The 14,344-nt window shown below is 41.3% G+C and carries 11 protein-coding genes; 1 reads left to right on the forward strand and 10 read right to left on the reverse strand.

The genetic code is table 11. The annotated features are described in order from the left end of the window. Positions 1-692: 692 nt before the first annotated feature. From MSVAZ_RS05190 to ftsZ, 6 genes are all read right to left on the reverse strand, one after another. Positions 693-3,134, reverse strand: coding sequence for a sodium-translocating pyrophosphatase (locus MSVAZ_RS05190; RefSeq protein ID WP_157206020.1), 2,442 nt, complete (start codon positions 3,132-3,134; stop codon positions 693-695). A 964-nt stretch (positions 3,135-4,098) separates the two neighbouring features. Then, positions 4,099-4,245, reverse strand: coding sequence for a hypothetical protein (locus MSVAZ_RS21075; RefSeq protein WP_232316222.1), 147 nt, complete (start codon positions 4,243-4,245; stop codon positions 4,099-4,101). Then, positions 4,238-4,354 carry a hypothetical protein gene (locus MSVAZ_RS21080; protein WP_232316223.1) on the reverse strand — a complete coding sequence of 39 codons (117 nt, stop codon included), beginning with the start codon at positions 4,352-4,354 and terminating at the stop codon, positions 4,238-4,240. Before MSVAZ_RS21080 ends, MSVAZ_RS21075 begins: the two co-directional genes overlap by 8 nt. 564 nt (positions 4,355-4,918) lie before the next feature. Next, positions 4,919-5,377 (reverse strand): hypothetical protein, encoded by a 459-nt coding sequence (locus MSVAZ_RS05200; RefSeq protein WP_048118891.1) that lies wholly within the window; start codon positions 5,375-5,377, stop codon positions 4,919-4,921. A gap of 35 nt (positions 5,378-5,412) precedes the next feature. Further along, positions 5,413-6,894: a dihydropteroate synthase-like protein gene (locus tag MSVAZ_RS05205; RefSeq protein WP_048118893.1), complete on the reverse strand. Its 1,482-nt coding sequence runs from the start codon at positions 6,892-6,894 to the stop codon at positions 5,413-5,415. 126 nt (positions 6,895-7,020) lie between these two features. Beyond that, complete coding sequence (gene ftsZ, locus MSVAZ_RS05210) at positions 7,021-8,199, reverse strand: cell division protein FtsZ (protein ID WP_048118901.1); 1,179 nt, start codon at positions 8,197-8,199, stop codon at positions 7,021-7,023. A gap of 1,413 nt (positions 8,200-9,612) precedes the next feature. Here ftsZ and MSVAZ_RS05215 point away from each other — a divergent pair. Then, positions 9,613-10,275, forward strand: coding sequence for an HAD family hydrolase (locus MSVAZ_RS05215; protein ID WP_048118905.1), 663 nt, complete (start codon positions 9,613-9,615; stop codon positions 10,273-10,275). Positions 10,276-10,319: 44 nt separating this feature from the next. On the opposite strand, the gene MSVAZ_RS05220 is transcribed toward MSVAZ_RS05215, so the two are convergent. From MSVAZ_RS05220 to MSVAZ_RS05235, 4 genes are all read right to left on the reverse strand, one after another. Then, a complete protein-coding gene (locus MSVAZ_RS05220) occupies positions 10,320-12,233 on the reverse strand; it encodes a beta-CASP ribonuclease aCPSF1 (protein WP_048118906.1) in 1,914 nt (637 codons plus the stop codon). 109 nt (positions 12,234-12,342) lie between these two features. After that, positions 12,343-12,978, reverse strand: a complete 636-nt coding sequence (psmB, locus tag MSVAZ_RS05225) for an archaeal proteasome endopeptidase complex subunit beta (RefSeq protein WP_048118907.1) — start codon at positions 12,976-12,978, stop codon at positions 12,343-12,345. Positions 12,979-13,227: 249 nt separating this feature from the next. Next, positions 13,228-13,740, reverse strand: a complete 513-nt coding sequence (locus MSVAZ_RS05230; RefSeq protein ID WP_048118909.1) for an HDIG domain-containing metalloprotein — start codon at positions 13,738-13,740, stop codon at positions 13,228-13,230. 10 nt (positions 13,741-13,750) lie between these two features. Then, positions 13,751-14,245 carry a transcription factor gene (locus MSVAZ_RS05235; protein ID WP_048118912.1) on the reverse strand — a complete coding sequence of 165 codons (495 nt, stop codon included), beginning with the start codon at positions 14,243-14,245 and terminating at the stop codon, positions 13,751-13,753. Positions 14,246-14,344: the final 99 nt, after the last annotated feature.

A 14,344-nucleotide genomic window follows, 5' to 3' on the forward strand; every position in this document is an offset into this window, starting at 1 on the left:
TCGGGGCGTTTTTCGGAAAAACACATATAGGAGAAGTAGTAACTTCAGTAATTCACTAAAAATCCCTTCTCTATGTGTTTCGTTTTTTAATAGGAAAGATATCAGTGCATAAAAGTACCTGATAATTGCGTTTTTAGATGAGGTCTCTGGTTTAACTACAATTCTCATCCTGTATCTGACTTTCCGCAGATGTCCATTCAATTTTCACAATTTTTCTTGCTATCGTTTTTTCTGAAAATTACCCTGCTTATTCAAGCTTCATTGAAAGATTCTAACCTCTATTTCCGGAAGTTTCAGTTGAGATAATAATTGTAAATTATTGAACAAATGCACAAAAACGATAGCCGAAAAAATGTTCTTTTTTTCAAGACATCTGCGGAAAGTCGGCTGTATGAAGATTCAATAGCAAAATCTTTTTCTGTAAACTGCACTAACCCCCTGGAGACCATTTGACTTCAAAAACGACAAAATTTATATCTGCACATTCTCGTTTTTTCTTTTGCATTTAAGATACTTAACGTCAATCTCACATTCGACCCACTCTCGAAAATGAAACTTATTCATACTGCAAAAAAATTTGAAAATAAGATTTTCTGCTTCGTGAAATCACTATTCAGGAGAAGCCTCACAACATCTAATGTTGTAAGGCTTGATCCCACGTTACTGGTTAGCAGCTAATGGTTTTTCCTTAATTACTCTTTTGTCGGGATTCTCATTCTATAGAATGAACGCCAGACAAAGAACAGACCAATCAACAGGAATATGCCACCTGCATAGGGAGCTATGTTCCGGAAGGACTCGGAAATAGCGATTTCCATGGCTAACAGGCCAAACAGGGTGGTGAACTTGATGATTGGATTGAGGGCAACTGATGAAGTGTCTTTGAAAGGATCGCCTACAGTATCACCTACCACAGTGGCTTCATGTAAATCGGTACCTTTCTCCTGAAGGTCTACTTCCACTACTTTTTTTGCATTATCCCAGCATCCTCCGGCATTTGCCATAAACACGGCCTGGAACAGTCCGAATACTGCAATGGAAATCAGATAAGAGATAAAAAGCGCCACCGAATCATTTCTGGATATTGGAGCCGAGAGACAGGAAAATGCCAGAGTAAAGGAGAATATAACGATAAAAATATTGAACATGCCCTGCTGTGCATACTGGGTACAGATTTTTACCACTTCTTTTGACTTTTCCGTGGATGCCTTCTGGCTGGCGTTTTCATCAAGCTGAATATTTCTCTTGATATATTCGACTGCCCGGTAAGCTCCGGTAGTTACGGCCTGGATTGATGCTCCGGTAAACCAGTAAATTACACAGCCGCCTGCTAATAATCCGAGGATGGTATAAGGATTAAGCAGGGTCAGGATTTCTTCAGGTTGTACTCCAAGCACATTTTTAATAACAAGAATCAAGGAGAAGATCATCGTTGTAGCGCCAACCACAGCTGTACCTATTAAGACCGGTTTGGCTGTGGCTTTAAAGGTATTTCCTGCTCCGTCATTTGCTTCCAGATAATGTTTGGCTTTATCAAAATCCGGTTTGAAGTTGAATTCTTTCTGGATCTGTTCCTTTACTTTAGGAATGGTTTCTATAAGCGACAGCTCGTAAATGGATTGAGCATTATCGGTCACAGGTCCGTAACTGTCAACTGCTATGGTAACAGGGCCCATGCCCAGCATCCCGAAAGCCACCAGTCCGAATGCGAATATGGAGGGATAAATCATTATCTCGCTCAAGCCGTATCCACTGACATAATAGGCAACGAACATTAGCAAGAAGAAGACCATACCGATCCAGAATGAACTGAAGTTACCTGCAACCAGTCCGGAAAGAATGTTAAGAGACGGGCCACCTTCTCGGGAAGCTTTGACAACTTCGGCTACGTGCTTGGAATTTGGGCTGGTAAAGACTTTAGTAAATTCGGGAATTAAAGCCGCTCCCAGGGTACCGCAGCTTATTATTATTGAGAGTACAAGCCAGAGATTCTCCAACTCTGCAGGCACTCCGGACCCAGGTCCCAGAATATAATAGCTTACGGCAAAGGTTCCAATTATAGAAAAAATAGAGGTAATCCATATTAGGCTGGTCAGAGGTTGTTCAAAATCAAAATCGTCTTTGCTACTGAATCTTGCCTGGCTGAGTGCCCTGTTGATGTAGAAAGAGGCTACAGAGGTAATAATCATGAGTATACGCATGACAAAGATCCAGGTAAGCAGGATGCCGGTCAGGTCAGACTGTACAGCCAGAACTATGAAGGAAACAAGGGCAACTCCGGTCACACCATAAGTTTCGAATCCATCTGCGGTTGGCCCTACGCTGTCACCTGCATTATCTCCAGTACAGTCGGCAATAACGCCAGGATTACGCGGATCATCTTCCTTTATTCCAAATACTATTTTCATAAGGTCGGAGCCGATGTCGGCGATTTTGGTGAATATCCCGCCTGCGATACGTAAGGCGCTGGCTCCCAGAGATTCTCCGATTGCAAAGCCTATAAAGCTTGATCCGGCCAGTTCTCTAGGAACAAACAGCAGTATAATTAACATCATTATCAGCTCAACGCAGACCAGAAGCACGCCTATGCTCATCCCCGCGTCGAGAGCGATATTTAATAGTTTCAGGGGTTTTTTCTCCAGGGAGACAAATGCGGTTCTGCTGTTAGCCAGGGTATTCATACGAATTCCGTACCAGGCAACAGTGTAAGAACCCAGTATCCCTAAAATGGTCCAGGCCAGGATGAGCAATACTCCACTCAGAGGCATTTTCTGAAGGAAGCCAAAGTAAAAGGCTATACAAAGACCGATAAAAACAAATAATATACACAGCAGTTTACCCTGCTGGATAAGATAGGTTTTACAGGTCTCGTAAATTATGTCGGCCACGTCCAGCATTGACTGATGGGCCCTGATTTTTTTTACCTTCGTAAACTGGTAAAGACCAAACAGCATACCTAATATACAGACTACGATACCCCAGAGCAGCAAATTGTTTTGCTCCTGGCTTAAATTCGGAATTTTAAGATTCGCCTCACTGGCAGCTGCTATTGCCGGTGTTAGCGACATTATGGCCAGGCTAAAAAGGCTTTCTAGTGTTGCCTTGACCGCCTTATTTTTGGTTATAATCTCCATTTAGCCGATCACTTCTCTCATCACATTTTTGACAGATAAATTGGTTAAAGGTTAATCTCAATGAAAGTGTAAGCAATTATCTTTATGATTTTGTGCAGTTTGTGGGGAATTAAGGTCTTTTAAATGCGTTGAACCTATATAACTGCCATTCTCCGGTATACCTTAAAATCCAGAATATTATTTATATCCTGGAAGATGAATTAGGCTAAACTTTCCGGCTTTTTTTTGGTTTGTGTATTATAAGTCAGGGTGCGTATGTCTGCACTACTACGATGCACCTCATAACAAAGCCTTCAAAAATAAGCCTTAAGTCTATTATTTGATGTGCATTATTACTGATGCGCGTCATAATGGAATTACCCCAATCGAAAGGGCAGTACAAGGCGATTCATGACGTACTCCTTGTCGCAAAGAGTATGCTTATGCACATCACAGAAATTATAGTAGTGATAGGTAGTCATGATCAGCAAAGTTAGCTCCAAAACTAACTTATAAACGTTCATGAGTCCTGAATCTATCATTTAATCCGGCTCGCAGTTTTCTGATAATAAATTGTAAAGTAAATTGAATTTTGAATTGTTAAAGCCTGATTTTGACAAAAGCGTAATCAGTTGCTTTTATATAAGTATTTTTACCTTTGTCTGAGCGATAACCTTGAAATTATTTTTACAGTAAGTTGTTTCTTTATCAATAATATAATGTTTCCAATCTAAGAATCCAAACAAGACACAAATATATAGCATGTTGCCTGGACAATATAAAGAAGTGGAACTGTGGCAATAGGAGTTTGCTGGGAGATAAACTCTGAGTATTCTACAATTTAAAGGGTTCGTTCCACGTTTTTTCAGTTATGTCCCGATCTATGTTTTTTCAGTTAAGTTGCTACATATATAAAGATATCGACAAATCTCTGGTAAAAAAAGCAGTTCTATTTGTAAATTGCATTTTTTAAATATTTATATACCTAGTCAACAAGGTAATAAGTTTCCGAGTTCCTATACAAAACTGCAAAATCAAAATTTTTTACCAGATCATTAGACTGATCGTATTTGAGCAACCCGACTGAAGTGAGAATTCCCCTGCCTGCCCACCCGACACCTGGTTCAGGCACATCCTGCAAGTAATATTTTGTTGCTCATGGTTGCAAGGATCGCAGTCAGATTTTGCGTGGTAGTACATATTCCAATTTTACCTTTTCTATAGATTGCTATCTGTCTCATCTTTTTACCTTGGTTCTTATTTTCCCTATCAGAACGACAGGAGACCGGTAACCGTTGTACTATTTTATGTTATATATAGATTTCCAATACTTGAAATTTATATTATTGGTTCGTCGTCATTCTCTATGGATAATACTATTTTCAATTCAAGACCGCGCTGGATTTTATGGGAATATTATGAGGATCTTCACACAGGACAACGAAGAGCCATATGATTTTATAACCACTTTCCATTTATATGGAAAAAGAAAACCGTTGTACTACGTTCCCATTTCAAACAATATATTGATAAAAAACGAACATGATATCCTTTGAATAACATGCACAAAGAAATGAAAGTACCTGAAAACACTTTCATGCTAAATAAAAATGCTACTTCTAAAGCTAGTTCCAAAACTCAACCTTGCTTCTCCAAACATAATATTCGGAATAATCAAACAAACTTTGGACCTTGAAAATTAAAAATAGGAAGCATGAAAGAGTTAAAAGGACAAAAACTGCTCTCCATATTTTTCCGGCCAAACCAGAAAATAGACAGACCAAAGTTAAACAGGTCAGGAGAGGTCAGTTAACTCCCCTTACCTGCAGTAGCTGAAACTCGATCTCATCCGGGACTGTGGCTAAGAATATAAACGTATTATACCCGAGTTTTTGAACTTCTTTAATTGCATTTGCCTGAGATTCATTCAAGTCCCTTGTATCGCTTACTATGCAGAAAGACTTCCGGTTTCCTGTATTTACAAGGAAATTAAAGGCATTTCCATGAGTGTTCAGGAAAGCAACAAGATTTTTAAGTTCTTCCCAGGTGCTGCACATGTGAATGTACTTGGATCCCATATTTTCCACGTACCAGTCCCTGCTTACGTATGAGTAGGAGGCATACTGTTCATTCAGCTCATCAAAAGCTTTGAGGATTTTGTTAATATCCTTCCTCAAGTTAACCCATTTCCAGCTCTGTGTTGTGAAATAGCGGGCTGCCACTATCTCAAAAATTGCCTGTTTATCTTCATCTTCGAGTCTCATTCTTTCACTTCTTTGTTTTGTCTGTGTTTTTGCACTCAGAAAGCATCGTCCTGGGCATAACTTCTATTAAACTGTAGGGAAAGTTCGGCTTTCTCCAGTTCCCTTCCCAGATATGCGGCATGGTCCAGACGGGAGACAAGTTCCAGTTCAAGTAGCGTGTCCATAACTTCCCTGGCATTTTTTCCCACGACTGAAGCTTTCTCGTGTTCGGCTACAATCAATCCGCCGTTTCCACTCGTCCTGTCCGGTACTGTACGGATGCGGATAGGACCTGCGGGATCTACACGCCAGCCTTTCGAAAGCCTGGCTTGAATTGCATTTTCCGGAAGCGGAAAATCCGGGCGCCTGCGTTTTTCTTTAATGCAGAGTAGATCAAGCCCGAGGTCTTTTGGTGAGCTTTCTCTTATGCCGGAAAGCAGCATCATCTCGGAAGCCCTTTTCAATTCCATAATTGAACCCTGCGCCTTGTCACTGAACTCGGGGGTGAAAAGGATGCTTGCTCCTACCTCTAATCCAATTCCACATAGTATGGCATTGACTCCTATGGTATCCACATCCATAAGCTCAGTGACATTACCAGCCCCAAAGAACACGGGGACCTCAGGGTATATCCTGTGAAATTCATGAAAGCGTACAATGGATTCGGTGATATTGTGACCCACAGGATCAAGCACAGGATCGGCTATAATTTTTTCAATTCCAAGCCTGCGGGCAGCTTCGACATTCTTGATGAGGCTTTCCAGACTTCTGTCCTCGTCCGGAATTATAACAGCTGCAATCCCTGCCCTGGCAACGACCGGACCTGCAGTTTCAAGATTCGTGCTGTTGAGACTCAGGACAAGGTCTACCCCTGCTTCTACTCCTTCTCTTATCAGTTCAGGGTCGAGGGTATCTATGCTTACTGGAGTCTCTGTAATGGTTTTTGCAAGGGATACGGCTCTTTTAGCCTGCTCCGGCAGGGTGTTAAGGGTAGCCCCAAGGTCGATTATATCTGCTCCCCGGGCGATAAAAGCTTCGATTTTCGTCTGGAGGGTAGCAGCGTCCATTTCCAGAGCCCCTACAATTTCTCCCATAACCTTCATGCGAGCCTTTCCTCCGAGTTTTACATCTCTGAGTGTAAAGGGAGAGGAGGCTTCTGCTTCGTTTTTCTTTATTAACTCAAGAGCCATCTCTTTTCGAACATCAGCAAGGAGCTCACATGCAGGGACTTTTTCGGAAAACTCGATTTTTCCGGCAAAGGAAAGCACAAATCCAAGGTCATAGGCGTGCTTTGGCCCAAGCCGGATTTTACACCCCAGTTCTTCAGAAGCTTTTGAAAAATCTCCTGCCACAAGTCCTGGAAGCAGAATAAGGTCATAAACTTTCGAAAACCCAGCTTCCTGAAACGTGTTAATTAGTTTTCGAGGGGTGATGAAGGCAGCAATATCAATGTCGGCTACGAGGATATCTGCTTTTTCCCCGATTGCTTTCCTGACGGTATTTTCCGCAAGCCGCCCTGTTGCAATCAAAATATTCATGTTTTTTAGATAGAAGCGCTAATAAAAAAGAGTATCTGTTTGAAACGCATCGATAAAAAAAGTATAAGGGAATGAAAAGCCCGAAGTATTCAGCTTTGATAATCCGGGCTTTTACCTGAGCTTGATTTAATTTATAAAATCAATGATTGACTCGTCATGTTTCTTTCTAAAAGACCCTGCAGAATTCTTTAATCGGTCTGCTGTCATTCTTCCGAATCTTCTTTCCTGCATAGGATCAGCTTCGGCTCTGGACTCAAGAATTCCGCCTGCTGCCTGAGGGCCCAGGATCTGTGCAGACTGCACACCTGTCATAATGGCCATTACCCTGACCTTGCCTTCATAATCTTCTCTGATCCTTGCGCCCCATATAACATTTGCACTTGGAGAGAGTTCATAGGTGAGCATGGATGCAATTTCCTCAGCTTCCTTGAGGCTCAGGTCAGGCCCGCCGGTTACATGGACAAGACTTCCGGTTGCGCCCTTGTAGTCAACATCAAGCAGGGGATGATTTAGGGCAGTCCGCACAACTTCAGTGCTCTTGTCCTGGTTTTTTGACTCCCCTACAAGCATAACTGCAACCCCGCCGCAGCTCATGATAGTCCTTATGTCGGCGTAGTCAAGGTTTATCAGAGAGGGCACTGTGATGGTCTCTGTAATTCCCTTTACGGTTTCGGCAATTAGCTGGTCCATTACGGAAAAAGCCTGATCTATAGGAAGGTTTGGCACGTAATTAAGCAGCCTGTTATTATCAAGGACAATTACGGTATCCGCTGCCCTGCGCAGATCTTCAAGGCCTTCTTCGGCTTTGTAAATCCGAGCTCTTTCAACTCTGAAGGGACTGGAGACCATTCCTACAACGATTGCTCCCTGCTCTTTTGCTACTTCGGCAACTACAGGTGCAACTCCTGTACCGGTACCTCCGCCTAACCCTGCAGTGATGAAAACCAGGTCAACGTCCTTTAACACTTCTTCAAGTGTGCCCCTTGCAAGTTCTGCAGCTTTCTTTCCTGTCTCGGGGTAACCACCTGCTCCCAGCCCTCGCGTGAGAGTTTTTCCCACCAGGATTTTCTTGTCAGCTCTTACATTGTCAAGGTGCTGCTTATCGGTATTTATACAGACCGTTTCCGCACCTTCGATTCCCATATTATAAAGACGGTTTACAGTGTTGTTTCCGGCACCCCCGCATCCGACAATCATGATTCGCGGTTGCCCGAATTCTTCAAAATCTTCATCAGAGGAAGAATTCTTTCGATATTCTTTCTCTTTTTCGCTGAATTTCATTGCTTCCTGTACTATTGACTGCAATTCTATCCCCTCGACCGGATTTGTGTCTTATTGTTACATTTGACTCCCCACCCTTTACATCGGGGGTCACATATCTTTTCAATACTCTGAGTGGAGTTATGCGATAACCTTCAGAACCTATCAAAGATTTTCATCCGTCATCTTTAATAAGTTGGCACTCTGCCGAACTTAAATGTTTCGGACTTATTTAAATGATACTTTTAAATTGTTTATTAAGTTTAAATATGTCACCCATAACTCTAATATACTCACTCTTTTACTTCCTTTAGTACTTAATTCTCAAAGATGAAGGGTGAGGAACTACCAAAATGTTTATATATGTAAGCATAAAATTTTATTGAAAGTCTTATTTCTCTCAGCAAAGCTCTTCTGATTATCCAAGTCAGGGCAATTTTTATATTTTCTTTTATTTATTCTTTTGATGCCATGCTTGACTTCAGAGGCTGACACTATAGTCCTGACATTCGTTTTGATAAAACTTTCTATCAGAGTCTTGCAATTAAATCAGACTGTTTATATTATTACTTTTAACTAGAATTCCCCTCTTAAAAACTGTTTCGGTATTGTTCTGGGATTTAGAGTCTCTTACTTAATTTTTTGAATTAATGTTTTTAAATTAATGTTTTTAAATTAATATAAATGTTTCCATATTTATAATTCACAGGAAATAAGCTCCAGATTCTCTCCTTAATTTTATTTGCTTAGAAAGCTTCGAATTAATTTCTTCAGTGTGCACGGTTTGGAAATTGCCGATAAGAAGGCACATTAAAAAGTAATAAAGTGACAACATCATAAAAAATATCAAATCAATAAGAAAAGTCAATAACATGTTAAAAGCACATGATATTCTTCGAATAACAGGCACAACGAAATGAAATTACTTTTCACCTTACCCTTCTTTGACTATTGATCTCGTCATTAGAACTTCTTTGAATTAAATTTATAAGATATTTAAATTCACGATAAACTTGTAAATTCATGGAAAAGGTGTTAGAAGATATAAAAAACACTTAAAATCTTTGATATATGGGTTGAAATCATGGTGAACCACCCCTACGCTAAAGACTCAGGAATTTTACGCTTCGTCACATAAACCTTCTAAATTTATAAAAAAATTATTTAATTCATGACACGGGTTTAGAAATATAAAAATGATTTAAAACTAAGGTTCTGCCGGAGATTTTCCGGGAAAACTTTAAAGCCTCAAAGCTATTTTTATCTTAATCCTCAAGGGTCTCAGTTACCTTGTATCTCAGTTACTTTGTATCTCAGTTACTTTGTATCTCAGTTACCTTGTATCTCAGTTACCTTATCCCAGGAATCCTGATTACCTTAATTCCCAGGAATCTTGGTTACTTAATTTCCCTAGAACCTTTATTTTAATCACTAATCTTTAATTCTGGAGTCAGAACTGTGTTAAAGGCATTAATTTTCGATATGGATGGCGTTCTTGTGAACTCTATGCCCTTCCATGCAGCAGCCTGGAAAAAAGCTTTCCTTGATATGGGTATGGAAATCCAGGACCAGGATATTTATGCAATCGAAGGTTCAAATCCCAAAAATGGTCTTCCTTTGCTTATTCGAAAAGCCAGAAAAGAACCAGAAGCATATGATTTCGAAACTATTACCTCAATCTACAGGAAAGAATTCAAAAGGGTATTTAAACTGAAAGCCTTCGACGGAATGAAAGAGTGCCTCGAAGTCCTTAAAACGCGTTTTCTGCTATCAGTAGTCTCGGGCTCTGACCATCTTATTGTTCACGAGATAGTTGACCAGCTTTTCCCCGACATATTTGATATTGTGGTTACAGGAGACGATATCACAAATTCAAAGCCTCATCCCGATCCTTTCCTTAAAGCTGTTGAACTCCTTAATGTGCAGCGGGAAGAATGCATAGTAATAGAAAATGCCATTCTGGGTGTAGAAGCTGCAAAAAAAGCCAAAATCTACTGTATAGGGATCCCCACATATCTGGAGCCTTCACAGCTTGGCAGGGCAGACCTTGTGGTAGGAGATCACAAACAGCTAATGCAACATCTTCTAAGCCTTGAGCCAGCTCACGGGTTCGGGGTATGATAAAATTTAGTTACTTCCAAAAAAGAATTGGGCCCCATATGGGGTCACAGTAACCTTACGGTTTCAAGGTTTGTAAGCGCCCTGGTTTCAATTTTCAGTTTCTTATAAATCGAACTTGCCAGGTCAACACAGGCCTTTTCATCTCCATGCTCGGTAAATACCCTTTCCGGACGGGGCTGCATCCTCTTGATGTAATCCATAAGCTGTCTCCTATCGGAGTGACCTGAGAAACCGTCAACTACCTGGACTTCCATGTTTAACTTCAGGATTTCAGTGCTTCCGCCCTTTCCTGCCATAGGGATCTCTTTCCATCCTTTCTGGATTCTGCGCCCGATTGTTCCATCGGCCTGGTACCCTACAAACACCAGAGAATTGCGTGGTTCATCGGCAAAGGCTTTGAAATAGTCCATAACCGGCCCTCCGTTCATCATGCCTGATGTCGAGATGATTACACAGGGGTGGGGGTTCTGAATTATCTTCTGGCGCATGTCATGGGAATCAACAGGCTTGAAGCATTCGGACAGGAAGGGGTTCTGGCCTTTCTGGAATATCAGTTTCCTCAGATCATTATTCAGGTACTCGGGATGTGTAGCATGAATTGCTGTTGCTTCCCAGATCATTCCGTCCAGATAGACCGGAACTTCAGGAATCAGTCCTTTCCTTATAGACTCTTCAAGCACTATCATAACTTCCTGGCTTCGACCCACTGCAAAAGCCGGGATGATACAAATTCCTCCCCTTTCCACAGTGTTTTTCACTACCATCTGCAGGTGCCTTTCGGCGTCCTTAAGTGAAGGCTGGAAAGCATTGGAATTCCCATAAGTAGCTTCACTGATAACCGTTTCGACTCTCGGAAACTTATTGACAGCAGGGTCGAAAAGCCTCGTCTTCTCATATTTGTAGTCTCCAGTAAATACGACATTATGAAGCCCGTCTCCAATATGGAAATGAGAAATAGCCGACCCCAGAATATGGCCTGCATTATGGAAAGTCAGTTTGATATCAGGAGCGATATCCGTTACTTCCTCATAGTCCAGAGGAATTGTGTGTTTGAGAGTCTTTGCTACCATGCCTGACTCATAGGGAATCTTTTTCCCTTCTTTTGCTGCCACGTCGATGTAGTCAAGCTGGAGCAGCACCATCAAATCCCGAGTCGGAGGCGTACAGTAGACAGGTCCTTCATACCCGTATTTAAAAAGCAAAGGAACAAGACCCTGATGATCCAGGTGAGCGTGAGTAACTATCACGGCATCGATCTGGTTTAAAGGAAAAACTTCAGGAACATACAGGTAAGGAGTCATGTTTTCGTCCGAACCTACATTGACTCCGCAATCGATCAGAATTCGAGATTCAGGAGTCGAGAGCAGGAAACAACTCCGCCCTACTTCTTTGCAGCCCCCAAGCGATGTAACCCTTACCCACTGATCTTTAGAAGTACACTCTTTGTGAATCTTCCTCCCCACCGATTTAAGGATTTCTTTTCTTTCCTTGAGGTTGTTTCTCATAAATTCCCTTACATTCTTTACTGTACGGGATTTGATAGGGGGAGTACGCACAACCTTTGGAATCCAGCCAATCTGCTTTGTGATTTCACGGAGAGTAGCGCCGTGCTTTCCGATCACAAGACCAGGCTTTTCAGCTTCAATAATTACTTCTCCGGAATCTGGGTCAAAATAATAGCTTGAGATTACGGATTCTTTTGGAACAACTTCTTCGATTATAGAAATAGAGTCTTCAGGAGTTGCAAGCACCCTGGGGTCAGGGCGCATTGCAATCCGCGTTCGGAGTTCTTTTGCGAGGTTGCGAATAATGTTCCCATCGTCTGCGAATTTGCGGGGCTCTTCGGTATATAGCACAAGCTGAGGCCCTTCAAATTCCACATCGGTAATTGTAACTCCCGCGGGTAGATTTTTCTCAATTTTATGTTTGAGGTCTAATAGTACATCTTCAATAGGCATCAAGAATCTTCCTTTTTGTCAAAAAATGGAAAAGTATATAGATATTGGAAAAACGATAGATTGAAAAAGATGTTAGTTTAGTGTTAGAATAAAAAACCAACAGTTTAAGTTATTTAGGTAATGAAGCTCTTATGGATTTTACTTCTTCAGGGTCCAGTCTCCTGAACGCCTCCTTAGTAATCACAACTACATCGATGTTCTCTCCAGACGCTGAATCCCTTTTAGTTGCATTGTGGATCGCTCGGATAGCAAGGTCAAGACCTTCTTTTATAGTCATGTCTTCCCTGTACTGGTCTTCAAGCACTCCATATGCCATGGGAGAACCGGAACCTGTAGCCGATATCCTTGTCTCTTCGATACTTCCTCCAAGAGCGTCAAGTGAGTAGATCCCAGGCCCATTTTTGTCAACTCCCCCTATAAGGAGCTGGACCATCATGGGATAGTAACGGTTGGCATTTAAGAAGTTTGACATTAAAGTTGCAATACCTTTTATTGTCATCGACTCGTTTCTACGCATCTTATAGAGCTGTGATTCTACATTTACGAGCCTCACAAGCTGCTGGGCATCCCCTACCGAACCGGCAGTGGTCATTGCTACAAGGTCGTCGATCTGGTAAACCTTCTTTGCAGTTTTACTTGCGATGAAATTCCCCATTGTGGCTCTCTGTTCACTTGCGAGCACGATACCATCGGTACAAACTACTCCTACGGTAGTTGTGCCCTTTAGATATTTGTCATTATCCATAAACATACCCTCATAATAAGTTAAAAATGAGAAAATGTCGCTAAAAAAAATGTTTTAGTGAGGTAAGTATTTTTAACTTAAATAGCAGGATTTAGCACTTCATTATCTCATTATTAATATCGCTATATATAAGTTTTCCTTCTCTTTTTTATTGAACGCGTCTAAATTTAAATTCGAAGGAAGATTTGGTAAAATAATTTTTCATTTACAGGAGATTCAAAACTCCTGATATCCCGAAAAATCCAAAATTTAAAGAAAAAGTCTCTCGACCTCTTCAGCAAGTTTATTTACTCTCTGAATCACATTTTCGGGTACCTCTTGCTTACGCATGAGCTCAATTCTCTCAGCTACAGTAATCCTGCTCGTTCCCTTAACAAGGTTATCGGCATGAGCAACTATTTTTTCCTCAAGGCTTCGTGGAAAATAATCGTCCTCCGGAAGCCCTAAAGCCCTTGCCTCTTCTTTTGAGATCCCTGCTCCGATATGTCTTTTTATTATTTCAGAAATCTCAGGCTTGAGTCCCTCGATCCTGGCTAGCCTGTACCCTTCTACTGCATGAGCGATTTTATGTGTTTTACATCTCCCAAGATCGTGAAGAAGAGCCCCGACTTCCACCAGTTCCGGGTTTACATCATGCCCTGCTGCTTTTGCCTTTTTTGCAATTTCAACTGCGAGTAATGCGACTTCCTTACAGTGTTCTATCACATTTGGAGCACATCCGTTTTCCTCAAGCAGGTTTATTGCTTCGGCTCGGGTAGTCAAGGTAGATCACTTACACTGAACTGAGAGCATCTACACGCTTTCTCAGGACATCAATAAAATATGAGTTATCGTAGAAGACCAGGTCTTCTCCACACATGGGGCAGAGAAACTCTGTTTCTGTAGCTTCGTCAAAAAGAAGGCGAACACAACCCTGAGGGCACATATAGAAAACATTGTTTTCTTCGAAATCAAGGCGAGTCTTCAGGTTGCGGAGCAATTTTTTCTTTTCCTTCATGAGCTGGTGCTCTATATCAGAAAAATCCAGGCGCCAGAGATATGTTAACCATCCACTGTTTGAATCTCTCTCCCGACGACATATTGCAAATTTGTTTTCGTTTAATATGAAGAGCGTTCTCCTCACGGTGTTCAACAGAACCTCGGTCTTTGCCGCAATTTCTTCATCCGTAACCTCGCCTTCAGGCATTTTTTCAATCATTTGTAGCCCTTCTTCCCCTACAAGGCTCAGGAGGTATCCTCTAATTACCTTGTCATTTATATCAACCAATATGTTCACCTCGCAAATGCCAGTATGAATTGGATATACCAGTATTAAAATTTACATTCCCCTTTTCCGGAAATATTTCTTAGCCAGAAAAAATTGAAC

It is taken from the genome of Methanosarcina vacuolata Z-761 (assembly GCF_000969905.1).
In the GTDB taxonomy this organism is placed as follows: Archaea; Halobacteriota; Methanosarcinia; order Methanosarcinales; family Methanosarcinaceae; genus Methanosarcina; species Methanosarcina vacuolata.